18 protein-coding genes are annotated in these 24719 nt (G+C 63.0%); 8 read left to right on the forward strand and 10 right to left on the reverse strand.

All coding sequences use genetic code 11. The annotated features are described in order from the left end of the window. Positions 1-32 precede the first annotated feature (32 nt). The gene (mprF, locus tag AC5J09_RS18015) at positions 33-2639 is read left to right on the forward strand and encodes a bifunctional lysylphosphatidylglycerol flippase/synthetase MprF (protein WP_411923194.1); all 2607 of its coding nucleotides are present in this window, start codon (positions 33-35) and stop codon (positions 2637-2639) included. Next, positions 2636-4018 carry a virulence factor gene (locus AC5J09_RS18020; RefSeq protein ID WP_494298144.1) on the forward strand — a complete coding sequence of 461 codons (1383 nt, stop codon included), beginning with the start codon at positions 2636-2638 and terminating at the stop codon, positions 4016-4018. Before mprF ends, AC5J09_RS18020 begins: the two co-directional genes overlap by 4 nt. 10 nt (positions 4019-4028) lie before the next feature. Here the strand turns inward: AC5J09_RS18020 and purN are convergent, their stop codons facing one another. Beyond that, positions 4029-4691 carry a phosphoribosylglycinamide formyltransferase gene (purN, locus tag AC5J09_RS18025; RefSeq protein WP_275596496.1) on the reverse strand — a complete coding sequence of 221 codons (663 nt, stop codon included), beginning with the start codon at positions 4689-4691 and terminating at the stop codon, positions 4029-4031. Continuing rightward, positions 4688-5758, reverse strand: a complete 1071-nt coding sequence (gene purM / locus AC5J09_RS18030; RefSeq protein WP_018094699.1) for a phosphoribosylformylglycinamidine cyclo-ligase — start codon at positions 5756-5758, stop codon at positions 4688-4690. The genes purN and purM overlap by 4 nt, the downstream gene beginning before the upstream one ends. Positions 5759-6003: 245 nt before the next feature. Here purM and AC5J09_RS18035 point away from each other — a divergent pair, with 245 nt between their 5' ends. From AC5J09_RS18035 to ppx, 4 genes are all read left to right on the forward strand, one after another. Next, a complete protein-coding gene (locus tag AC5J09_RS18035; protein WP_324763193.1) occupies positions 6004-7119 on the forward strand; it encodes an AI-2E family transporter in 1116 nt (371 codons plus the stop codon). Between the two features lie 73 nt (positions 7120-7192). Beyond that, positions 7193-7882 carry a DnaA regulatory inactivator HdaA gene (hdaA, locus tag AC5J09_RS18040; RefSeq protein ID WP_494298145.1) on the forward strand — a complete coding sequence of 230 codons (690 nt, stop codon included), beginning with the start codon at positions 7193-7195 and terminating at the stop codon, positions 7880-7882. 63 nt (positions 7883-7945) lie between these two features. Then, entirely contained in the window at positions 7946-10156 is a 2211-nt protein-coding gene (locus AC5J09_RS18045; protein WP_018094702.1) for an RNA degradosome polyphosphate kinase, read from the forward strand. An 11-nt stretch (positions 10157-10167) separates the two neighbouring features. After that, positions 10168-11691: an exopolyphosphatase gene (gene ppx / locus AC5J09_RS18050; protein ID WP_100672139.1), complete on the forward strand. Its 1524-nt coding sequence runs from the start codon at positions 10168-10170 to the stop codon at positions 11689-11691. Positions 11692-11758: 67 nt separating this feature from the next. Here ppx and AC5J09_RS18055 read toward each other — a convergent pair whose 3' ends face one another. The 5 genes from AC5J09_RS18055 to AC5J09_RS18075 all read right to left on the reverse strand — a co-directional run bounded on the left by AC5J09_RS18055 (position 11759) and on the right by AC5J09_RS18075 (position 18564). Then, complete coding sequence (locus AC5J09_RS18055) at positions 11759-13117, reverse strand: esterase-like activity of phytase family protein (protein ID WP_494298146.1); 1359 nt, start codon at positions 13115-13117, stop codon at positions 11759-11761. Positions 13118-13187: 70 nt separating this feature from the next. After that, complete coding sequence (gene cya2, locus AC5J09_RS18060; RefSeq protein ID WP_379942464.1) at positions 13188-14279, reverse strand: adenylate cyclase Cya2; 1092 nt, start codon at positions 14277-14279, stop codon at positions 13188-13190. Positions 14280-14525: 246 nt separating this feature from the next. Continuing rightward, on the reverse strand, positions 14526-15677 hold the full coding sequence (gene rnd, locus AC5J09_RS18065) for a ribonuclease D (RefSeq protein WP_494298147.1): 1152 nt from the start codon (positions 15675-15677) through the stop codon (positions 14526-14528). 81 nt (positions 15678-15758) lie between these two features. After that, positions 15759-17195 carry a multicopper oxidase family protein gene (locus tag AC5J09_RS18070; RefSeq protein WP_494298148.1) on the reverse strand — a complete coding sequence of 479 codons (1437 nt, stop codon included), beginning with the start codon at positions 17193-17195 and terminating at the stop codon, positions 15759-15761. 133 nt (positions 17196-17328) lie between these two features. Further along, entirely contained in the window at positions 17329-18564 is a 1236-nt protein-coding gene (locus AC5J09_RS18075) for an MFS transporter (RefSeq protein WP_100672143.1), read from the reverse strand. A gap of 302 nt (positions 18565-18866) precedes the next feature. On the opposite strand from AC5J09_RS18075, the gene aspS reads away from it, so the two are divergent. Beyond that, positions 18867-20654 carry an aspartate--tRNA ligase gene (gene aspS / locus AC5J09_RS18080; RefSeq protein WP_494298149.1) on the forward strand — a complete coding sequence of 596 codons (1788 nt, stop codon included), beginning with the start codon at positions 18867-18869 and terminating at the stop codon, positions 20652-20654. Between the two features lie 174 nt (positions 20655-20828). Continuing rightward, positions 20829-21209 (forward strand): rhodanese-like domain-containing protein, encoded by a 381-nt coding sequence (locus AC5J09_RS18085; protein ID WP_494298150.1) that lies wholly within the window; start codon positions 20829-20831, stop codon positions 21207-21209. Positions 21210-21334: 125 nt separating this feature from the next. Here the strand turns inward: AC5J09_RS18085 and groL are convergent, their stop codons facing one another. The 3 genes from groL to AC5J09_RS18100 all read right to left on the reverse strand — a co-directional run bounded on the left by groL (position 21335) and on the right by AC5J09_RS18100 (position 24678). After that, positions 21335-22963: a chaperonin GroEL gene (gene groL, locus AC5J09_RS18090; RefSeq protein ID WP_494298151.1), complete on the reverse strand. Its 1629-nt coding sequence runs from the start codon at positions 22961-22963 to the stop codon at positions 21335-21337. Positions 22964-23096: 133 nt separating this feature from the next. Next, positions 23097-23315 carry a hypothetical protein gene (locus AC5J09_RS18095; protein WP_100672147.1) on the reverse strand — a complete coding sequence of 73 codons (219 nt, stop codon included), beginning with the start codon at positions 23313-23315 and terminating at the stop codon, positions 23097-23099. Between the two features lie 172 nt (positions 23316-23487). Next, positions 23488-24678 carry an aq_1923 C-terminal domain gene (locus AC5J09_RS18100; RefSeq protein WP_494298152.1) on the reverse strand — a complete coding sequence of 397 codons (1191 nt, stop codon included), beginning with the start codon at positions 24676-24678 and terminating at the stop codon, positions 23488-23490. Positions 24679-24719 lie beyond the last annotated feature (41 nt).

The following is a 24719-nucleotide window of genomic DNA, read 5'->3' on the forward strand; positions in this document are numbered from 1 at the left end:
TTGTCGTCTCCTTCAACGACACGGGCGATCCAATGGCGTCCTCCTCTGAAGAGTTTGAAGAGAAAGACCAGCGGCCGCGGGGCGCATGGATGCTCTTTCTGAAGCGCAACCAGCGCTATCTCTCCGCGCTAGGCACACTCCTCGTGATCGCGTTCTTCGGGGCCGCGATCTTTCACCTGACGGCCGAGGTGCAATATGACGATGTCGTGTCGGCGCTGTCGGAAACAAGCCGGCGATCGGTGGCAACGGCGATCCTGTTCACGGGCCTGAGCTTCCTCGCACTCACCTTCTATGACGTCAGCGCGCTCGACTACATCGAACGCAAGCTCCCCTATCCCGCCGTCGCGCTCACCGCCGCCTGCGCCTATGCGGTCGGCAACACCGCGGGCTTCGGTCCGCTGAGCGGCGGCGCAATCCGCTATCGGTCCTATTCGCGCCTTGGACTGGAACCGGAGGAGATCGCCCGTATCATCGCCTTCGTCACGCTCGCCTTCGGATTGGGGCTCGCGACGGTCACATGCCTGAGCCTGCTTGCCGTTGGCGAATACGTGGCGCCGTTGACCGGGATCGATGCGGTATGGCTGCGGGCAATCGCCGCCTTCGTCCTTGCCGGCTTGCTGGCGGTGCTGGTCGCCGCCCGCAGCGGTCGCGAGGTCCGCATCGGCCGCCTCGTCCTTCGTCTGCCGGACTCACGGACGTCGTCGCGCCAGTTCCTCGTGACGGCGCTCGATCTCGCTGCGTCGGCGAGCGTCCTCTATGTCCTTTTGCCCGCCGGAACGGTGGGCTGGCCCGCCTTCCTGGCGATCTACGCCGTGGCGGTCGGCCTCGGGGTGCTCAGCCACGTGCCGGCGGGGCTCGGCGTTTTTGAAGCGGTGATCGTTGCGAGCCTGGGCCGCGCAGCCGGCGTCGACGCGGTGCTCGGTGCACTCGTCCTCTACCGCGTCATCTACCACCTGTTGCCCTTGCTCATCGCCATCGTCGTGATGATCGGCATCGAACTCCGCCAGTTGGCGGGCCACCCGGCAGCCTCCAGCCTTCGTCGCGCCGGCGGCCGGATGACGCCGCTATTGCTTGCCACGCTGGCGCTCGTCCTCGCCTTGATGCTGGTGCTCTCGGGCGTGACGCCGACGCCGGACGAGAACCTGGACTTTCTTGCGAATTACGTGCCTCTTCCGATCATTGAAGGGGCGCATTTCCTGGCGAGCCTGTTGGGGCTGGCGCTGTTCATCGTCGCTCGGGGGCTGGCGCTACGTCTCGACGGCGCCTGGTGGGCATCGATCGCGATCGCGCTGGCCGCAATCCTGCTTTCCCTGGTGAAGGCGGTGGCGCTCGGGGAAGCCGGCATGCTCGCCTTCCTCCTTGTCGGGCTGCTCGCGAGTCGTCGGCTCTTCAACCGTCCCGCCTCGCTTTTCGGACAGGCGCTGACGCTGCCGTGGCTTACCGCGCTCGGCGTCATCTGTTTCGGCGCATTCGTCGTCCTGCTCTTCGTCTATCGCGACGTCGCATATAGTCATGAGCTCTGGTGGCAGTTCGAATTCTCCGCCGAGGCGCCGCGCGGGCTCCGCGCCCTTCTGGGAGTGACGATCGGCGCAAGTGCTGTAGCGACCTGGAGCCTGATGCGCCCGGCCGCTGCGGCGGTTGCGCCCGCCTGCCGGCAGGAGATGGAACGGGCTATCGCCATCGTCGACGCGCAGGACATGTCCGATGCCAACCTCGTGCGCATGGGTGACAAGAGCATCATGTTCTCCGCCGACGGCCGGGCCTTCATCATGTATGGCCGCTGGGCGCGTTCCTGGATTGCGTTGTTCGATCCGGTCGGGCCCGTGGATGCCTGGCCGGACCTGATCTGGCAGTTCATCGAGGCGGCGCGCTCCAATGGTTGCCGGGCCGTCTTCTACCAGGTCTCGGCCCGCGGGCTTGCCCATTACGCAGATGCGGGCTTGCGAGCCTTCCGCCTCGGCGAACTTGCCGAGGTCGATCTCACGCGCTTCGAGATGAAGGGCGGCAAGTGGGCAAACCTGCGCCAGCAGGTGAGCCGTGGCCTTCGCGACGGGCTGGAGTTCTCGGTCGTCGCGCCTGCGGAGGTATCGGCGATCCTTCCGGAGCTCGAGGCCGTTTCCGATGCTTGGCTCGCCCACCACAATGCGCGGGAAAAGGGATTTTCCCTCGGCGCCTTCGATCCGCGATATCTGACGGCGCAGCCTGTTGCGATCCTCAAATGGCAGGGTCGCATCGTGGCCTTCTCCAATATTCTGATCACCGGCACGAAGGAGGAGGGCTCGGTCGACCTCATGCGTTTCTCGCCCGAGGCGCCGAAAGGGGCGATGGATTTCCTGTTCGCGCAACTGATGGAATATCTGAAAAACGAAGGCTATCGGCGTTTCAATCTCGGAATGGCACCGCTGTCGGGAATGTCGGAGCGGCGGCTGGCGCCCGTATGGGACCGCGCCGGCCGGGCATTTTACGAGCACGGCGAGCGCTTCTACAACTTCAAGGGATTGCGTGCCTTCAAGTCCAAGTTTCACCCGCAGTGGCAACCGCGCTACCTGGTGGCGAGCGGCGGCTTCAACCCGATCCTGGCGCTGATGGATGCGACATTCCTGATCGGCGGCGGTCTGAAGGGAGTGATCGGGAAATGACCCCCATTAAAAGGATATTGAAGCGTGCAGCCCTGGCGGCCCTGATTGCCGGCACTGCATCCCTTCCGTCCTTTGCCGAAGACGCGGCAAAGTTCGACACCGGCATGATCCCCGCACCGCACATCCTGTTCCCGAAAGAGGCGCCTTCCGGCGCCGTAGTGCTGCTTTCGGACGCCGGCGGCTGGACTGAGAGGGAGGATGCCGTGGCCCGAAAGCTTTCGAGCGAGAAAGCGCTCGTCATCGGCATCGACCTCAAGGCCTATCTGGCAGCCCTTGCCAGGGATGACGGGGAATGCGTCTACACCGTTTCGGACATCGAATCCTTGAGTCAGCAGGTGCAGCGCGCGGCCGGCAGCGGCGCCTATCGGCCGCCGATCGTCGCCGGAGTGGGGGCCGGCGGCGCCATGGCGCTGGCAATCGCCGCACAGTCGCCCGCAGCGACCATCGGCCGGACGCTCGCGGTCGATCCCGAAGAGGGTATCGCCCTGACGAAGCAGCTCTGCACTCCTGCCGAAAAAACTCGAAAAGGCGACCGCATGGTCTACGGCCTGACCGATGGCGCCTTACCCGACCCGGTAACCGTAATCTCTTCGCCGTCTGCGTCGCCCGCCGGGCGCGAGCACGTTGCCGCTCTCGCAGCCAAGCATCCGGACGTCGAAATCCAGGCGAGCGACGAAGACGTCTATGCCGCACTCTCCGGCACGCTCGCCGGGTACATCCAGCAGGAGGACGACGGGAACAACCCGTTCGGGCTCCCCCTGACCGTTCTCGATGCGAAGCCAACGCGCGATACCATGGCGGTGATCTATTCCGGCGACGGCGGCTGGCGCGACATCGACAAGGAGGTCGGCAATGCCCTGCAGCAGCAGGGCGTGCCCGTCGTCGGCGTGGATTCGCTGCGCTATTTCTGGTCGGAGCGCCAGCCGCAGGCGACGGCGGACGATCTCGCCCGTGTCATCACCTATTACGGCAAGCGGTGGAGCGTCCGCAACGTAGTGCTGATCGGCTATTCCTTCGGCGCCGACATCCTGCCGCGCACATACAACCTGCTTGCGCCCGCGACCCGCGCACGCATACGGCAGGTCACGCTCATGGCACTGTCGCATCGCGCCGACTACAAGATCTCCGTCCTCGGCTGGCTCGGCGCCGACGGGGAGGGGAATGCCGGCGACCCGGTCGACGACATCAAGGCGATCGAGCCGCCACTCGTTCAGTGCATCTACGGCACCGACGAGGAGGACGACGCTTGCCCGGATCTGAAATCCTCCGGTATCGAGGTGGTTCCCATCGAGGGAGGCCATCATTTCGATGGCGATTATGCCGCTTTGACACGACGCGTCCTTGATGCGCTCGACCGGCGGCTGGCGATGGGAAGATGACCCGCTTACGTCAGATGACGGGGGAAATGAGCGTACCCGTTGCCTCGCCCACGGCATGGCTGACCACCCGGCCGGCTTCCATCCGCACCTTGCCTTCAGCCACGAGCCGAAGCGCCATCGGATAGGTCTTGTGCTCGACGGTAAGGACGCGGGCGGCGAGGGTATCCGCCGTGTCGCCGGAAACGACCGGTACGGCGGCCTGGGCGACGATCGGCCCGTCATCCATACCCTCCGTCACGAAGTGCACGGTGCAGCCTGCGATCCTCATCCCGGCGTCGATCGCCCTGCGGTGGGTGTGGAGCCCTGGGAAGAGCGGAAGCAGTGACGGGTGGATGTTGAGGATCCGGCCCTCGTAGCGCTGGATGAAGGCCGCAGAAAGAAGGCGCATATAGCCCGCGAGACAGATCACGTCCGGCTGGAGGCGGTCGAGCTCGGCCAGGATTGCTCCCTCGTGCGCTTCCTTGCTCGCAAAATCCTTGCGAACGAAGGCGAAGGTCGGAATGCCGAGCCCGGCCGCCTTGTCGAGGCCACCTGCATCCGCCTTGTCGGCGATCACCGCAATGATCTCGGCCGGAAAATCCGGCGCGGCGGCAGCCTTCGCCAGCGCGATCATGTTGGAGCCGCCGCCGGAAATGAACACGACGACCTTCTTCTTGCCGGTCATCAAGCTCATATGGCGAGATTGCCCTTGTAGATCGTGCCGGGTGTGCCCTCGGCGCGTGCGACCATGCGGCCGAGCGTGAAGACCGTTTCGCCTTCGCCGGCAAGCACGGCCGCAACTTTTTCCGCTTCGCTCGCCGGAACCACGGCGATCATGCCGACGCCGCAATTGAAGGTGCGCAGCATCTCGTTGGCGGCAACGCCGCCGGTCTTTGCGAGCCACGAGAAGACGGCCGGCGGCTTGATGGCGCCGAGGTCGATCTCGGCGGCAAGATGCTTCGGCAGCACCCGCGGAATATTCTCGGGGAAGCCGCCGCCGGTGATGTGGGCCAGTGCCTTGATCGCACCCGTCCCGCGGATCGCCTTCAAGAGCGGTTTCACATAGATGCGCGTCGGAGTCATCAGGAGGTCGGCGAGGGTGCCTTCGCCGAAAGGTGCCGGAGCATCCCAGGCAAGGCCCGAGAGCGAAACGATCTTGCGCACCAGCGAATAGCCGTTCGAGTGCACGCCCGACGAGGCAAGCCCGAGGATGACGTCGCCTTCGGCGATGTCGCCGGCAGGCAGAAGCTGCCCGCGCTCGGCCGCGCCGACGGCAAAGCCGGCAAGATCGTAGTCGCCGCCGGAATACATGCCCGGCATCTCGGCCGTCTCGCCGCCGATCAACGCGCATCCGGCCTCGCGGCAGCCGGCGGCAATTCCCGCGACAATCGCGGCGCCCTGGTCGGGATCGAGCTTGCCGGTCGCGAAGTAGTCGAGGAAGAACAGTGGTTCGGCGCCCTGCACCACGAGATCGTTCACGCACATGGCGACGAGGTCGATGCCGACCGTGTCATGCTTGTCGGCGTCGATCGCGATCTTGAGCTTCGTGCCGACGCCGTCATTGGCGGCGACGAGGACCGGGTCGCTGAAACCGGCGGCTTTCAGGTCGAAAAGGCCGCCGAACCCGCCGATCTCGCCATCGGCGCCGGGGCGCCGGGTCGAGCGGACATGCGGCTTGATCTTCTCGACCAGCAGGTTGCCGGCATCGATATCGACACCTGCGTCGCTGTAGGTGAGGCCGTTCTTTCCCGACTGGCTCATGCTCGCTCTCCAAGGCTCGTCGCTGATTGCGGATGCGATTGGCACGGAGAAGCGAGGAGTGCAAGCGCGGAGGCGCGCCCGATCCTGCTTTTTTCGTGAATCTGCCTGTGGTCAGCGCCTTCTGCCGGTCACAGGCCGTTTGTCCCGTGACCGCCGCCGGACTTGACCTTGGCGCGCCCCAAGCCCTATCTCGTGCGAACGAACGACGCGGAAGGTGCGGTGTGCCGCGCGCAACGGGGGCCGTCATGGGCGATCGGGTCAGCAGTATGGGACTTCAGCGCCAGATCTTTTTCTGGCTGCTGGTGCTTGTCGCCTTCATTGCCTTCCTGCTGGTGTTCAGCTCCATCCTTCTGCCCTTTCTCGCCGGCATGGCGCTCGCCTATTTTCTCGATCCTGTAGCCGATCGCCTGGAGCGGCTCGGTCTGAGCCGGCTGATGGCGACGATCGCCATCCTGGTCGCCTTCGTCGTCGTGCTGGCGCTGTCGCTGATGATCATCGTTCCGCTGGTCGTCACGCAAGCCGCCGAATTCATTCAGAAAATGCCGGGTTACATCACCAGGCTTCAGGAGTTCCTGACCGACAGCCAGTCGACGCTGTTACCGGACTGGCTCGCCGGCCAGATGACGACCATCAAGCAGAACTCGGCCAAGCTCTTAGAGCAAGGCGCAAGCTTCCTCGGCACGCTGTTCCAGCAGATCTGGAATTCCGGCCTCGCACTTCTCAATATCCTGTCCCTATTCGTCATCACCCCTGTCGTCGCCTTCTATCTGCTGCTCGACTGGGACCGGATGGTCGACAGGGTCGACAGCTGGATACCGCGCGATTACGTCGAGGTCGTGCGGCAGATCGCTCGCGACATGAATACGACCATTGCCGGGTTCGTACGCGGCCAGGGCTCTCTCTGCGTGATCCTCGGCCTTTACTACGGGATCGGGCTGAGCATGGTCGGCCTCAATTTCGGCCTCCTGATCGGCCTCTTCGCCGGCATGATCAGTTTCATCCCCTATGTGGGATCGCTGGTCGGTCTCGTGCTTGCGCTCGGCGTCGCGCTCGTTCAGTTCTGGCCGGACTATGTCTGGATCCTTGTGGTTCTCGCCGTTTTCTTCAGCGGCCAGTTTCTCGAAGGCAATATTCTGCAGCCGAAACTGGTCGGCAAAAGCGTCGGGCTGCACCCGGTCTGGCTGATGTTCGCCCTGCTTGCGTTCGGCGCGCTCTTCGGCTTCGTCGGCCTGCTCGTGGCGGTGCCCGCAGCGGCCGCGATCGGTGTGCTTGTCCGCTTCGGCATCCAGCGGTACCTTGATAGCGATCTCTATCACGGGCATAGAACAGCCGTTCACAAGGAGCCGGAGAGCAACGGCTAGAGCACTTCCAGTGCATAGCGGTTTTCCGTGCGGACGTGCGTAGCTGCAAAAGGTGAATGCTCACGGGTAATGCATGAAGAGACATCTGTCCGAACAATTGCCTTTGGTCTTCGGCCATGCGCCCGCAACCGGTCGCGACGACCTGCTCGTCTCGGACCGGTTGAGCGCGGCCATTTCCATCGTCGATCACTGGCCCGTCTGGCCGTCGCCGGTGGTCATCATTTGCGGGCCGATCGGTTCCGGCAAATCGCATCTTGCGGGCATCTGGCGCGAAAAGGCGAGGGCGGAGCCGATACATCCCTTTGCCGGCTCGAACGCTGCCGATATCGCCGCGGAAAAGCCGGTCCTCTTCGAGGATGCCGATCGCCAGGGCTTCGACGATACGGCTCTCTTCCACGTCATCAACAGCGTGCGACAGAACGGTACGGCGCTTTTGATGACGTCTCGGCTATGGCCGATGTCATGGCCGGTGCGGCTTCCTGACCTCAAGTCGCGCCTCAAGGCTGCCACCGTGGTCGAAATCGGCGAGCCCGACGACGAATTGCTCGCGCAGGTGCTCACCAAGCTTTTTGCCGACCGCCAGCTCCTCGTGGACGAGCGCCTGGTCGGCTACATCGTCGCGCGCATGGAGCGCTCGCTGGAGGCGGCGCAGACCATCGTCGAGCGGATAGATCACCTGGCGCTGGCGCGTGGAACGCGGCCGACCCGTGCGCTCGCCGCGGAAGTTCTGGAAGAGCTTGCAAATACAAGCCTCTCCGATTGACTGTCACAGTTCCGTCGTCAAACTGGGGTAGCTCGTCGTTCGGAGTAATGGGGCTTTACAGGCATGGACAGCGCAACGTCTGCAATCACGGAACACGAGGCATCTGCTGAGCAGAAGCGTGAGGCGCCGGCCGAAGCGCTGGACCTTCTCAAGAGCCCCGAGCGCTTCGTCAACCGCGAGTTCTCCTGGCTTCAGTTCAACCGCCGGGTCCTCGAGGAGACGCTGAACACGGCGCACCCCCTTCTGGAGCGCGTCCGTTTTCTGTCGATCTCCGCCGCCAATCTCGATGAATTCTTCATGGTTCGCGTCGCGGGTCTGGAGGGCCAGGTCCGTTCCGGGCTTTCGCTGCGTAGCCCGGACGGCCTGACGCCGGCGGAAACGCTCGAGAGCATTCTGACGGAAGTCGACAATCTGCAGATGGAGCAGCAGGCATCGCTTGCCGTCCTGCAGCAATATCTCGCCAAGGAAGACATCCTCATCGTCCGTCCGGCTTCGCTTTCCGCGCAGGATCGCAGCTGGCTCGCGAACGAATTCGACCAGGCGATCTTCCCCGTGTTGACGCCGCTCTCGATCGATCCGGCGCACCCGTTCCCGTTCATTCCGAATCTCGGCTTCTCCATCGGCCTGCAGCTCGTCAGCAAGACCGGGCGCGATCCGATGACGGCACTGCTGCGCCTGCCGGTGGCGCTCGATCGCTTCATTCGCCTGCCGGATGTCAAGAACGTCATCCGCTACATCACCCTCGAAGATGTCGTCAGCCAGTTCATCGACCGGCTTTTTCCGGGCTACGAGGTGAAAGGGTCGGGCACGTTCCGCATCATTCGAGACAGCGATATCGAAGTCGAGGAGGAAGCCGAAGACCTCGTGCGTCTTTTCGAGACCGCCCTCAAGCGCCGCCGCCGCGGGTCGGTGATCCGCATCGAGACCGATTCGGAGATGCCGGCTTCGCTGCGCCAGTTCGTCGTGCAGGAGCTCGGCGTCCCGGAAAATCGCGTCGCGGTACTGCCGGGCCTGCTGGCGCTGAACACGCTTTCGGAGATCACCAAGGCGCCGCGCGAGGATCTGCGCTTCGAGCCCTACAATCCGCGCTTCCCGGAGCGTGTGCGCGAACATGCGGGCGACTGTCTTGCCGCCATTCGTGAAAAGGACATGGTGGTCCACCACCCCTACGAATCCTTCGATGTCGTCGTGCAGTTCCTGCTGCAGGCTGCGCGCGATCCGGACGTGCTCGCGATCAAGCAGACGCTTTACCGAACCTCGAACGACAGCCCGATCGTGCGCGCGCTGATCGATGCCGCCGAGGCCGGCAAGTCGGTGACGGCGCTTGTCGAGCTCAAGGCGCGGTTCGACGAGGAGGCGAATATCCGCTGGGCACGCGACCTCGAGCGCGCCGGCGTCCAGGTGGTTTTCGGCTTCATCGAGTTGAAGACCCACGCCAAGATGTCGATGGTCGTGCGCCGTGAGGAGGGCAAGCTCAGGACCTATTGCCATCTCGGCACCGGAAACTACCACCCGGTCACGGCGAAAATCTATACCGACCTGTCGTTCTTCACCTGCAACCCGGTGATCGCCCACGACATGGCGAACATCTTCAACTTCATCACCGGCTACGGCGAGCCGGAAGGGGGCATGAAACTCGCAGTGTCACCGCATACGCTGCGTCCGCGCATCCTCAAGCACATCGAGGAGGAGATCGTCCACGCGCAAGCCGGGCGGCCGGCGTCGATCTGGATGAAGATGAACTCCCTGGTGGACCCGGAAATCATCGATGCGCTCTACAAGGCAAGCTGCGCAGGCGTCGAGATCGATCTCGTCGTGCGCGGCATCTGCTGCCTCAGGCCGCAGGTGCCCGGGCTCTCCGACAACATCCGCGTCAAGTCCATCGTCGGTCGCTTCCTGGAGCATTCAAGAATTTTCTGCTTCGGCAACGGACATGGACTTCCATCGGAGAATGCGCTTGTCTATATCGGCTCGGCGGATATGATGCCGCGCAATCTGGATAGGCGGGTGGAGACGCTCGTTCCTCTCATCAACCGCACTGTGCACGAACAGGTTCTTTCGCAGATCATGCTGGGCAATCTCATCGACAACCAGCAGAGCTACGAGATTCTTCCGGACGGCACCTCGCGCCGCATGGAAGTCGGCAAGGACGCCGAGCCGTTCAACGCTCAGCATTATTTCATGACCAATCCGAGCCTTTCGGGCCGGGGTGAGGCTCTGAAATCCAGTGCACCGAAGCTGATCGCCGGCTGGAAGAGCGGCTGGCACAAGTAAACTGGAATTGCATGGTCGAATCTGAAGCGCAGGGACGTCTGCCCGGCATCCGCCCGGTCTCCGTTGTGGATATCGGCTCCAACTCCATTCGTCTCGTCGTCTATGAAGGGCTGAGCCGTTCGCCGGCAATGCTTTTCAACGAGAAGGTGATGTGCGGCCTCGGCAAGGGCATAGATGCGACCGGCCGCATGGAGGAGGAAAGCGTGGCGAGGGCGCTGAGGGCGCTGCACCGCTTTCGTGCACTCTCCGACCAGGCGCGCGCGACCGAGATGTATGTGATCGCGACCGCTGCGGCGCGGGAGGCCACCAACGGAGCGGCCTTCATCGAAAGGGCGGAAGCCATCCTCGGGCAAAGGGTGAAGATCCTGAGCGGGGAGGAGGAGGCCCATTACTCGGCGATGGGCATCGTCAGCAGCTACTATGAGCCGGATGGCGTCGTCGGCGATCTCGGCGGCGGCTCGCTTGAGCTTGTCGATGTAGACGGCAAGCGGATCGGCAAGGGCATAACGCTGCCTCTGGGCGGCATCCGCCTCTTCGAACATTCGAGCGGCTCGCTCAGCAAGGCGCGGACCTGGGTACGCAAAGTCATGAAAGACGCCGAGGTCCTGAAGAAGGGGACCGGACGCACGTTCTACGCCGTGGGCGGAACCTGGCGAGCCATCGCCAAGCTGCACATGGAGATGCACAACTACCCGCTGCACATGATGCAGGGTTACGAGATCTCCTATGACGAGGCGTTGGCGATCCTTGCCGAAGTGATGGAGCCGAAGAATATCAAGCCCTCCGCCTATGCGACGATTTCCAAGAGCCGCCGGAGCCTGTTGCCCTTCGGTGCGGTGACGATGCACGAGGCAATCTCCATCATGAAGCCCGAGCGCATCTCGTTTTCCGCGCTCGGCGTCCGCGAAGGGTATCTCTTTTCGCTGCTTTCCAGTGAGGAACGCCAGCAGGATCCGCTGCTGACGGCTGCCAACGAACTCGCCATCCTTCGGGCCCGTTCGCCCGAGCATGCGCGAGAGCTCGCCGAATGGACCGGCCGCCTCGTGTCGTTCTTCGGCATCGAAGAAACGGAAGAGGAGAGGCGCTACCGCCAGGCAGCCTGTCTGCTGGCGGATATCAGCTGGCGGGCGCATCCGGACTATCGCGGTCTGCAGGCGCTGAACATCATTGCGCACTCGGCGTTCACCGGCATCACGCATGCGGGACGGGCCTATATCGCGCTCGCGAATTACTACCGCTTCGAGGGGCTTAACGACGACGGCGCCACGAGCCCGCTCGCAGGCATCACGACGCCGCGCCTGCTCGAACTGGCGAAGCTCCTGGGCGGATTGTTGCGCGTCGCCTATCTCTTTTCGGCCTCCATGCCGGGTGTGGCGCGCCACCTCACGCTCCGGCGATCTTCGAAGCCCGACATCGATCTCGAATTCGTCGTCCCGGCAGCCTATGCCGACTTCGAGGGCGAACGCCTTGACGGCCGGCTCCAGCAACTCGGCAAGCTTACCGGCAAGAAGCTCGCCTTCTCCTTCGAGCGCTGAACCCTTTCCGGCTCGTTCCTGCCACAGCAGGGTGCCGCGCATCTGACGATGCGCGGCACTGCGGCACTTATTCGGCCTTCAGGAATTCGCCGACTTCGAGCAGCACGAATTCATTGTCGTCCGCCCTGTCGAGCGAACGCCCGGCGGAGAATGGCAGGTTGTTGTCGTTGCCGACGATGATATGCGTTTCGTCCACGCGATCGACATTCTCGATGGTGACGAAGGGCATGTCGTAATAGCCCTCGCCGCCGCCCTGGCGCTTGCGGTTGTCCGGATCGGCGATTTTCAGCAGGTCGACATAGCCGATCTTGCGCACGGCCTTGCCGACGTTTTCGTCGCTCATGGCGATCTTGTAGACACGCTTCAGCTTCGATCCGACGGCGAAGCAATCCGGCTGCGGGTTCTTGGGATCCGCGCAGGCCTTGTCGACGGTGCCGGCGCCGTTGTCGCGCTCGATCACGAGCGCGGTCTTCTCGTCGAGCATGTTGAAGTCGCCGATCGCTTCGCCGCCTTCGGCGAGTGGATACAGCCAGCTGCGCCCGGTCCAGGCCTTGCTGCCGGCGTCAAGCTCGACGATCCGCAGCGCCGGCCGGCCCTCCGCCTCTTCCACCGATTCGCTGTCCGCCCAGATCGGGCCTTCGAGCAGTCCGTAGAGCTTCGCGCCGTCCTTCGAAAGTGCCAGTCCTTCGTAACCGCCGGAGCGCTTCAGGTTGAAGTCCGGTGCCTTCTTGGAGGGATTTCCCTGCAGCGTCAGTGCCGGATTGTCCGGCGAGAGCACGGGCTTGCCGTCGACAACGGTCGCGATGACATCGGTGAGCTTGCCGTCAAGGTCGAACTTCAGGATGTAGGGTCCGAATTCCTCACCGACCCAGAAGCCGTCGGCCACCGGCTGGATCGATTCGACGTCGAAGTCGCCGCCCGTGAGGTAGCGGGTGGCCGAGCCTTCCATGACGATGGGGAAGGGCGCCTTGCGCTCTGGGTCGGACAGGAACAGGGTCTTCAACGCCTCGACCTTGCCGGCGTCCCAGTCGATCTTGAGGTGGTGGAGCATCAGCATTGCGTCGGTCGAGTTGAGCTTGTTGCCGAAGCCGTTGTCCGAAAGGCTCCAGAAAGTGCCGTCCTCCATCGCCTTGATGCCGGAGAAGCCCTGCATCGGCTGGCCGTTGAAGGGAAGCGACAGACCGGTCGGGCGAACGCCATCCTTGCCCGCGACGCTGCCCAGTTCGGCGGCGCGCTTGCGGTCGGCAGTCGAGAACTTGCCCGAGGTCTCGAGGTACTCCGCGGCATCCGCCGGCGCGGCGATAATGGTGTTTGCGGGAAGGATCGCGTGCGCCTCGAGCGTTGCAGGAAAGGCCTTTTCCTCGGCAAGCGCGGCGCTCGACGCCAGAAGGGTTAACGCCATGGCGGCAAGGATGGGTTTCGTCATAAGTTCACCTCGGGTTGGAGTGCAGGTGAACCCGATAGGCGGCTTCGATGACAGCTGTTTGAAGTTTGTCTTACAGCGAGGTGAATGCCCCGACGGACGGACTGCTAACGGGCTTCCCGTCTGGGTCCAGGGCGCCGTCGCCGCTGAGCGGACCGGCCGTGAGCGACAGAACCGCGAGCTTCTGGCCACGACCTTTGACCTCATGCTCGCCGAGATCCTCGGCGCGCACGAAGACGGGCGGGCGCAAGCGCCGCAGCAGATCGGCTGAGATCAAGACCTGACGGTCGAGCGTTCGGCACAGGCCCTCCAGGCGTGCCGTCGTGTTCACGGTGTCGCCGAAATAGGTGATCTTGTGTTTGTCGACGCCGATCTCCGCGGCAACGATCGTGCCGCCATGCAGAGCGGCACGCAGGCGCGGCACCTCGCCGTAGTCTTTTCGCCAGCGACGGGCGTCCGCTTCGATCTGCTCCAGAATGTCGAACACGCAGCGGATGCAGGCTGCATCCGCGACAGCGCGATCGTAAGGCCAGGTGATCACGGCAGCGTCGCCGACATAGTCGTCGATGGATCCGCCATAGCGCAGCACGGGATCAGCCATGGCTGCAAACAGCTTTCCCAAATATTCCTGCATGCGCAGGTCACCGAAGCGCTCGGCAAGCGATGTCGATCCGGCGAGATCGATGAAAAGAAACACGCGTTCCTCCTGCACCGGCTTGCGGTATCGCCCAGTCAGGAGGCTCAGGAAAATATCGCGGCCGAGCAATTCGCGCACCCTGAGCACGAAGATGATCGGACCGGAGGTCGCAAGTGCGTACACCAGCACGTTGAGCGATGGCAGCATCGCGTCCGTCCTGCTTTCACGCATGACGCCGGCGACGTGCAAAAGCAGCCCGGCGGCTGCATATCCGACGTTGACGAATATGAAGTAGACGGCGAGGGACGAGAGAAGAAACGCCGGCGTCGGCGATCCGTGGATCCTCCGGTAAAGGCGCCGGAAGATGATGTGCCGTTCAAAGGCGAGAATCGGCATGCACATGAAAAGCGCATAGGTTGCGCCGATCAGACCGCCGCCGCCGTAGACGACCCACGCATAGGCCATGCCGCTGCCGGCGACGACGAGCAGCAACAGGATGATCTCGAGCGTGGAAAATCTCCAGCGCATGTGACAGCCTCGAAAACGAGAATATACAGCGCCGCACGTGTTATCAGGCACGCAAAGGTCGCTGGAGCAAGTGGAATTGCTACATGTTTTGTCCTCAAAGGACACATGCAGTTGAAGCATGCGGGGCCGGGCGGTCCCGCTCGGCATGTAGAAACGGCTGATCGGCGCCGTTTTGCGGCGAGCAGCCGTCGAAACGACTCGGCTAAGCTCAGATTCGGGCGGAAAATTGTCGTCGAGCGGCGGTTTTCAACCGCCGATTTCCACCGCCTCGACCTTTTTGTCGACAAAGCGCAATGCCACCTCGCCATTGATGAGTTTCAGCGCCGTCATGCCGAAGAGCTCACGCCGCCAGCCTTTGAGGGCGGCGACGTCGGCGTCTTCGCCCTCTGCTGCGATCCTGTCGAGATCGTCGCTGTTGGCGATGATCTTGGCCGCGACTCCCTCCTTTTCGGAGATGAGTTTCAGCAGCACCTTGAGCAGCTCGCTCGCTGCCGCAGCGCCTTCGGGTGCGTGGTTCTGGCGCGGCAGACGAGGCAGCTCGCCCCTCGGGATCGCTAAGGCTTCGCCGACGGCCTCGATGAGGGCCGTCCCCGCGCTCGAGCGTTCCCAGCCCTTGGGAATGGTCCTGAGGCGTCCGAGCGCCTCGGCATCCTTCGGCTGCTGCTGCGCGATCTCATAGATCGCATCATCCTTGATAATTCGCCCGCGCGGCACGTTGCGGGCCCGCGCCTCGCGTTCGCGCCACGCCGCCACCTTCTGCAGGACGGCGAGCTCGATGGGCTTCTTCACCCGCATCTTCAGCCGCTGCCAGGCATTGTCGGGGTGGAGGTCGTAGGTTTCCCGGCTTTCGAGGATCGCCATTTCCTCCGCAAGCCAGGAGGAGCGTCCCTCGCGATCCAGTTCCTTGGTGAGGTACTGGTAGATATCCCTCAGATGCGTCACGTCCGCCAGCGCATAGTCGAGCTGCTTGTCGGTGAGCGGTCTGCGGCTCCAATCGGTGAAACGAGACGACTTGTCGATCTGCTCGTTCTTGATGCGGTTGACGAGTTGATCATAGGAAACGCTGTCACCGAAGCCGCAAACCATCGCAGCCACCTGCGTATCGAAGATCGGATGAGGAATGAGGTTTCCGAGATGATGGATGATCTCGATGTCCTGCCTGGCGGCGTGGAACACCTTCACGACATCCGGGTTGCTCATGAGCGCGAAGAACGGGGCGAGGTCGATTCCGGGTGCCATTGGATCGACGATCACTGCCATATCCGGGCTTGCCATCTGGATGAGGCACAGCACCGGCCAGAACGTGGTTTCGCGCAGGAACTCCGTATCGATCGTAATATAGCTTGAACGGGCCAGCTCTTGGCAGGCGGCCTCAAGATCTGCTGTCGTTTGAATCATCGGGCTTTAATCACTGTGGCAAAAATGCGGCTTTGAGTTTCCCCGTGTACCGTTTCACGGCACCTGTCACAATGGAAATTGTCAGGCGACCCGGAAATAAGCCGACATCCCGGTCTTTTGATGTTCGATGATATGGCAATGGAACACCCAGTCGCCGGGATTGTCCGCGACCAGTGCGAGCTGCGCCTGTTCGTCCGGCAAGAGCAGGATCGTGTCGGTCGGCGGCGGCAACAGGCTCCGCTTGTTCGAAGCGAGAACGCGGAAGCTCAGCCCATGCAGATGGATCGGATGGGCATGCGGCGTGCGGTTGGCGATCTCCAGGACATAGCTTTTCCCGAATTTGAGTTCATCGATCGGGGCGACCGGATCGGGCGTGTCACCGGGCCAAGGTACCTTGTTGATCGCCCAGAAAGTATAGCCGAGCGAGCCGCAGATCGAGGGGGCCGGCTCGTGCTCGGCCGTTGCAGTGAGTTCGATCGGGATGCGCCTGGCGGTGGAAATGTCGGCTTCGGCAATGGGGTTCAGGGGCAGGGGTGCGACATCCCGGAGGTCCCGCTTCAGCGAAGTGCCGACTGCCCGGAAGGCTGCGATCGTCCAGGGGCTGGAGCCGCGAAAATTGCCAAGCCTTGCCCGTTGGCCCTCGCTTTGCGGCATGCGAAGCGCAAGGTCGGCGCGCTGGCCGGGGCCGAGGTCGAGCCGGTCGAGCGCGAAGGGGATTTCGACCGGGTTGCCGTCGAGCGCGATCACCCGGGCCTCAGCGCCTTCGAGCCCGATCGTGTAGATGCGCGTGACGTCGGTTGCGGCGATCCTCACGCGGACGAGCCCGCCGGCGGGAACGTCGTAGACCGGCTCGCGCTGCCAGTTCGCGGTTCTCACCGTTCCATAGGTTCCGCCGCGCGCCGCATCCCGCGGTTTGAAAGGGGCGATGAACTCGCCGCTGGCGCCGAGCCGCCAGTCCCTAAGGTTGAGAACGATCTCGGAATCGAAGATCGGATCCTCCGGGTTCTCGACGACGATCACGCCGGTCAGGCCGCTCCCCATCTGCATCAGCGTATTGCAGTGCGGGTGGTACCAGAAGGTGCCGGCGTCGGGCGGTGTGAAGAGATAGTCGAATCCGTCGCCGGGATAGACATAGGGCTGCGTCATTTCCGGCACGCCGTCCATCGCATTGGCGATCCTCAGGCCATGCCAATGAACGGTCGTCGGTTCGTCGAGACGGTTGACCAGTCTCGCCGCGAAGGGTTCGCCCTTGCGCATCCTCAAGACGGGCGGCATGGCGGCGCTTGCCGGGTTGCCGGGATCATGCAGGATGACCCGGGGATCATGCAGGATGACCCGGGGATCATAGGTCATGACCCGGGGCGTGATGCCGCCGGCCGCTATCTGTGCCTCGGTGAACCGCGCCGTCAGGATCTGCGGATCGGGCGCTGCGCCCGCCCGCGCGGCAAGGCCGGCGCCGAGCACGAAGGCGCCGCCAAGTGCGGCTGAACCCTGGAGAAACATTCGGCGATTGAGCATCTGTATCTTGCTTGTCTGTTCCGGAAGAAGGGGCAAAGCCGATCGGCCTCCGAAAAATGATCCGGCCCGTTATTAAACCTGATTTTCACTTTCAGCAATTCGGCAGCCCACGCCTCGTTGCCACCCTGTTGGATCAAGGCTCTTTCCGCGTCTGGCCGCCCGCAAGCTTGTTGAAGAAGGACGATGTGCGCAGAAGGCTGCGAAACGGCATCGACCTTTCCTCGGCTGGAACGGGTTTGCGCGCAGTCATGCGCCTGATCGTATAGGCCATGAAGAGCGCCAGGATTGCTGCCGTATACATGAAGAGCACCGGCGGTTCGAAGATCTCGAGCAGGAAGGATGCGAGGAGCGGCCCGATGATGGCTCCGAGCGACCAGAAGAAGAGCATCCCGGCGGAAACCAGCGCATGCTGGCCTTCGGCCGCATGGTCGTTGGCATGCGCGGAGCAGAGCGAGAAGAGCGGCATCGCGAATGCGCCGAAGGCGAAGATGCCGGCGAAGTTCAACCACTCGTCGTTCCCGGCGACGAAGGCGAGGAAGAGCCCCGCGAGAAGGGAGCCGAAGGTGGCGATCAGGATGATCAGCCTGCGGTCGATCCGGTCGGAGTAATATCCCAGCGGATATTGAAGCACGACGCCGCCGATGATGCCGGCGCTCATGAAGGTCGCGATCGCCGTCACCGAAAGGCCGATCTCCTGCGCATAGATGGGGCCGAGCGAGCGGAACGCGGCATTGGTGAGGCCGACGACAATGCAGCCGATGGTGGCCAGCGGCGAGATGTTCCAGAGCGCCTTCACGTCGAAGCGTATCGCTTCCGGTGCAACCGGGCTCGACCGGTCGGCAAAGGAGATCGGCACGAGCGAAAGCGTCAGCGCCATCGAGATGATGGCGAAAAGCTCGAAGCCGCCGATTCCGATGCCGGGAATTGCATATTGTGCAGCCGTCACCGAGCCGAGATCGACGAGGCGATAGATCGATAGGGTGCGCGCGCGGTTGCCGTTGGTGACGCTGGCATTCAACCAGCTCTCGACCGTAGCGAAGAGGCTCGCGAAGCAGATGCCGGCGACGAGCCGCATCAGGAACCAGAACCACGGATCGATGACCAGCACCATGGCGATCGCAGCGGCGGAGGCGATGGCTGCCATCGCCGAAAAGGTGCGGATATGGCCGATCGCCCTCAGAATGCGGGTGACGTAGACGCAGCCGATTGCAAAGCCGACATTGTAGCCGGCGCCGATTACGCCGATCAGCGAGGTCGAGAAGCCTTCTTCGAGCGCTCTCAAGGAGATGAACGTGCCCTGCAACCCGTTGCCGCCGATCAGAATGCCTGCGGTGACGAGCAGCGGGATGAGCGGGCGAATCTGGGACATGGAACAGAAGGGATCCGATTGCGGCCGCGACTCGCGCGATACGCGACCCTTGCCCCTGTTTAACCGTGGCTGACGCGCGGGAACAGTAGCAATTTGTGACCACTCGTGTCCAAATTTGCGCACTACCCCTTGCGGCAGTGGTCGACGCGGGCAACTTGTACGACCAGGCCAGCGCTCCTGCCGCCGGCGCGCCGCGGCCTTGACAAAACCGGCGCATCATGCGCTTTTCCGCCCAACTTTGACCTGCCGCCCTGCGCCGTTCTGCGAGCTGCGCGGCCTTTAAGCAATTCCGGGACTATACGATGCACCGTTACCGCAGCCACACCTGTGCCGCCCTCCGCAAGTCGGATGTCGGCTCCACCGTTCGCCTTTCCGGCTGGGTTCACCGCGTCCGCGATCACGGCGGTGTGCTCTTCATCGACCTGCGCGACCATTATGGCATGACCCAGGTCGTCGCCGATCCGGATTTGCCGGCCTTCAAGACCGCCGAGACCGTGCGCGGCGAATGGGTCATTCGCGTCGATGGTGCGGTCAAGGCGCGCACCGACGATACGGTCAACAAGAACATGCCCACCGGCGAGGTCGAACTCTATGCCCGCGAGATCGAGGTTCTCTCGGCCGCCAAGGAACTGCCGCTGCCGGTTTTCGGCGAGCCGGACTATCCGGAAGACGTGCGCCTGAAATACCGCTTCCTGGATCTCCGCCGCGAGACGCTGCACAAGAACATCGTCAGGCGCACCGAGATCATCGCCGCCATGCGCCGGCGGATGGGCGACATCGGCTTCACCGAATATACGACGCCGATCCTGACGGCCTCTTCGCCGGAAGGTGCGCGTGACTTCCTGGTGCCGAGCCGCATCCACCCTGGCAACTTCTATGCGCTGCCGCAGGCGCCGCAGCAGTACAAGCAGCTTCTGATGGTCGCCGGCTTCGACCGTTACTTTCAGATCGCGCCCTGTTTCCGCGACGAGGATCCGCGCGCCGACCGGCTGCCCGGGGAGTTCTACCAGCTCGACCTCGAAATGAGCTTCGTCGAGCAGGAAGACGTCTGGGACGCCATGGAGCCGATGATCCGGGCGATCTTCTCGGACTTCGCCGGCGGCAAGCCGGTGACCGACAAGTTCCCGCGCATTCCCTACGACACGGCGATCCGCAAATACGGTTCCGACAAGCCGGATCTGCGCAACCCCATCGAGATGCAGGAAGTCACGCAGCATTTCGCCGGATCCGGCTTCAAGGTCTTCGCCAACATGATCGCTTCCAATCCGAAGGTGGAGATCTGGGCCATTCCCGCCAAGACCGGCGGCTCCCGCGCATTCTGCGATCGTATGAACGCCTGGGCCCAGAGCCAGGGTCAGCCGGGTCTCGGCTACATCTTCTGGCGCAAGGAGGGCGAGAAGCTCGAAGGCGCCGGTCCGCTGGCCAAGAATATCGGCGAGGAACGAACCGACGCGATCCGCACGCAGCTCGGCCTCGAAGATGGCGACGCCTGCTTCTTCGTGGCCGGCGAGCCGGCGAAGTTCTACAAATTCGCCGGCGAGGCTCGCACCAGGGCCGGCGAGGAACTGAACCTCGTCGACCGCGATCGCTACGAGCTGTGCTGGATCGTGGACTTCCCGTTCTATGAATGGAACGAGGAGGAAAAGCGTGTCGACTTCGCCCACAACCCCTTCTCGATGCCGCAGGGCGGTCTGACCGCGCTTTCGAGCGACGATCTCCTGTCGATCAAGGCGTTCCAGTACGACATGGTCTGCAACGGCTTCGAGATCGCCTCGGGCTCGATCCGTAACCAGTCGCCGGAACTGATGGTCAAGGCTTTCGAGAATGTGGGCCTGAGCCAGGCCGACGTCGAAGAGCGGTTCGGCGGTCTCTACCGTGCGTTCCAGTACGGTGCCCCGCCGCATGGCGGCATGGCCTTCGGCATCGACCGCATCGTCATGCTGCTCGTCGGCGCCAAGAACCTGCGCGAGATTTCGCTGTTCCCCATGAACCAGCAGGCCCAGGATCTGCTGATGGGCGCGCCTTCTCAGGCGACGCCTGCACAACTCAGGGAACTCTCGATCCGACCGATCCCGCAGAAGAAGGATTGATCTTCTTCGACACCGAACGAACCCGGCGATGATCTCGCCGGGTTTTTTTTGATCCGGTTCTTGTTGCGAAGCGCGGGAGGAGTGTGTCCCCGAACGCGCTCCGTGACGCTCGCCTTGACAGCGGATGTTTCGAGGCGTTTCCTTTCCGTGCAAACCATCGGTTGGAGGGGAACAATGATCAAGACCGTCAAGGATCTGCTCGCGGAAGCAAACGGTGCAGTCCCGAAATTGTCTCCCGCCGAGGCGGCCGAGAAGATGCGCGCCGGTGATGTGTTGATCGTGGACGTCCGTGATCCGACAGAAGTCCAGCAAACCGGCAGGATCAAGGGGGCGGTAAACGTCTCGCGGGGCATGCTGGAGTTTCGGGCAGATCCGGAAAGCCAGTACCACAATCCGCTCTTTCAGAAGGACAAGACCATCCTTCTGCATTGTGCCTCCGGCGGCCGTTCCGCTCTTGCGGGCAAGACCCTGCAGGACATGGGATACTCGGCCGTCTACAACATCGGCGGCTTCAAGGATCTGGCCGAGGCGGGCATCGATACAGAACCGGCGTGAACGCGCATATCAAACGGAACTTCGCCCCTCGTCGGCCTCGCAGGTAGGCGAAGGCGTCTCGCGGGGCGCTCCGCCTCCGGCATACGTTGCTGGCGCTCGCCGCCTGCGCCGCCCGCGGACGCTTCTCAGAAGTCCATTCCGCCGCCAGGCGGCATCTGCGGCTGCCCGTCCTTCTGCGGTTTCTCGGCGATCATCGCTTCCGTCGTCACGAGGAGACCGGCGATGGAGGCAGCGTCCTGAAGCGCGGCGCGCACGACCTTCGCCGGATCGATCACGCCCATTTGGAAGAGATCGCCGAATTCTCCGGTCTGTGCGTTCCAGCCAAAGGCGAAATCCTGTTTCTCGCGCAGCTTCCCGACGATAATCGATCCCTCGGCGCCGGCGTTCTCGGCGATCTGACGCACGGGTGCCTCGATCGCGCGGCGGACGATCTCGATGCCCACGCGCTGGTCGTCATTGGCGGTCGCAAGACCGTTGAGCGCACTCACGACCCGCAACAGCGCCACGCCGCCGCCGGGCAGAATGCCTTCCTCGACCGCCGCGCGCGTTGCATGCAGCGCATCGTCGACCCGGTCCTTCTTCTCCTTGACCTCCACTTCGGTCGAGCCGCCGACGCGGATGACGGCGACGCCGCCCGCGAGCTTGGCAAGCCGCTCCTGCAGCTTCTCCCGATCATAGTCCGAAGTCGTGTCCTCGATCTGCGCCTTGATCTGTGCGACGCGGCCGCCGATGTCCTCCTTCGATCCGGCGCCGTCGACGATCGTCGTCGTCTCCTTCTCCACCATGATGCGTTTCGCACGGCCGAGGGTATCCATCGTGGCGTTTTCGAGCTTGATCCCGAGTTCCTCGGAAATCACGGTGCTGCCGGTCAGGATCGCGATATCTTCCAGCATGGACTTGCGACGGTCGCCGAAGCCCGGGGCCTTGACCGCAGCGATCTTCAGGCCGCCGCGAAGCTTGTTGACGACCAGGGTGGCGAGCGCCTCTCCCTCGACATCTTCGGCAATGATCAGGAGCGGCTTGCCGGATTGGACGACGGATTCGAGGATCGGGATCATCGCCTGCAGGTTGGAGAGCTTCTTCTCGTGAAGCAGGATATAGGCGTCTTCCAGCTCCACCCTCATCTTTTCCTGATTGGTGATGAAATAGGGGGACAGATATCCCCGATCGAATTCCATTCCCTCGACGACTTCGAGTTCGATCTCGGCGGTCTTGGCCTCCTCGACGGTGATCACGCCCTCATTGCCGACCTTTTCCATCGCTTCGGCCAGGTAACGGCCGATCTCGGCATCGCCATTGGCCGAAATCGTCGCCACCTGGGCGATTTCGGCATTTTTGGAGACCTTGCGGGCATTGTTCCTGAGTTCCTTGACGATCGCCTCGACGGCAAGATCGATGCCGCGCTTCAGATCCATCGGGTTCATTCCCGATGCGACGGCCTTGGCGCCCTCCCTGACGATAGCCTGCGCGAGTACGGTGGCCGTGGTGGTGCCGTCACCGGCGATGTCGCTGGTGCGCGACGCCACTTCGCGCAGCATCTGCGCGCCCATGTTCTCGAACTTGTCCTCGAGCTCGATTTCCTTGGCGACCGAAACCCCGTCCTTGGTGATCCGCGGTGCACCGAAGGACCTGTCAATGACGACGTTCCGTCCCTTCGGTCCCAGAGTCACGCGCACCGCGTTGGCCATGATGTCGACCCCGCGCAGCATCCGATCGCGGGCATCGCTGGTGAATTTGACTTCCTTGGCAGCCATTTATGCCTCCCTCCAAACGGAATTCCCGAATGTCTTCGTGCTTCTTTCGCGTCCCGCCGGCACGCTCCTCCTGGAGCGCCGCGTGTCGGCGGGGAGCAGGGCATGCCGTGCTCCCCGCCGCTGCCGATAGCATTCACTCCTCGTCGTCGGCGGGCGTCAGGATATCGATCAGCGCCGCAACGCGGCCGGCCGGAAGGTGGCGGCCTTCGCCGATCAGCGCCTCGTCGTTGTTGACCCATGCTATTGCTTCGGCAAGTTCACTCGCGGTCGCGCCCGTCGCGAGAAGTTCAGCCATCAGCGTTTCGTCGACAGGGCCGAGGATGGCGGTGATATCCGAATGCTTCAGTCCCATGGCGTCCTCCTTCCGCTTGGTCGGTCGGGAATGCGAACTGTCGGCACGCAAAAAATAGATAGGCGATCGCGTGCGAGCATCAAGCATGCATCATATCATCGATCGGGCGGATGAAAAAAACCCCGGCGACAAGGCCGCCGGGGGTCAGCATGTGGCCGCGCCATAAGCGCCATCAGTCGTTTGCCGTCACCTTGACCCCGAGCACGGACGGGACGGTGTTGGGAGCCCCCATTGCAGCACCCATGATCATCGGGAACGGCACGGGCTTTTCCGGCTCCGCGCTGATCGTCAGGCTCTTCGGATTGTCGAGAAAGGCGCTGACGGCGCTGGAGACCTGGTTCTGCAGCTCCGGGATATTGAGCTGCGCCATCATGATCGGCACGAGCCCCTTCAGCGATTGCGCCAGCTGTTCGCCGGTGACGCCCTGCTGGCTGCCGGCGTAGTCGAGCGCCTTTTTCGTGATCGATGCATCGTCGAAGCGGATCGAGGCGCTATTGAAGGTAAGCTGCTGCATCAGGCCGAGCATCGCCAGTGCCATCGCCTGATCGGCTTCCTTCTTGTTCGGGTTGGCCTCAGCCGCTTGGGCTGCCTCCTGCAACGACTTCATGAATTGCAGCGTATAGCCGGACAAGTCCATGGCGATATTCAGCCGGCCGACATTCTTGAAGTCCAGCGCGTATTCGTCGAGGGCAAGGTTGCCGGTTTCCAATTCCCAACTGCCCTTCATCGTGACTCCGCCATCGAGCGTCGTCAGCCCAAGCTTCTCGACCGCCTCCTTGGTCTTGGCATCCTCGATTTGCGACAGATCCGCCTTGATTCCGGCAAGCGTCGCGTCGAAGTCGAAGCCCGCATCGTTTTCCTGCCGCGTCAGATTGGTTTCCGTGCTTTCGGCGGTGAAGACGTTCTTGCCTTCGACGTTTACGGTCATAGGGCCGGTGCCGGCTGTTTCGTAAAGCAGGATGTCATCGATCGTGGTACCGGCCGCGTTGCCCGGAATGGACAGGCCGCCGATAGAGATGTCCTTGACCGAGAAGCTTGAATTCTTGTCACTGACAGCGATATCCGGGAAGGAGACGGTTTCGGCATAGTAGCCGCCGTCCTTTTCCTCGACGCCTTCGAACGTCACCTCGCCTATGTCGATGGACGTGCCGGGCTTTGCCACCACCTGCAGCTTCATGCCGGTGACCGTCACCACGTCGCCGTCGACCTCCGCCTTGTCGTAGGTCACCGAAGTGCCGTTGGGTGACGTCGCCGCATTGAGCTTTTGCATCATGTCCGCGCCGTCCAGGGCCATGGCCGGTCCGGCGAGGGTAAGGAGGGCGGCGCTGGCCAGCATCAGGCGGACTTTGCGCGTATGCATCATCGGAGTTCCTTGTGAAATTGTTCTGATTGCGTCGATCATGC

Source organism: Sinorhizobium sp. (genome assembly GCF_059070375.1).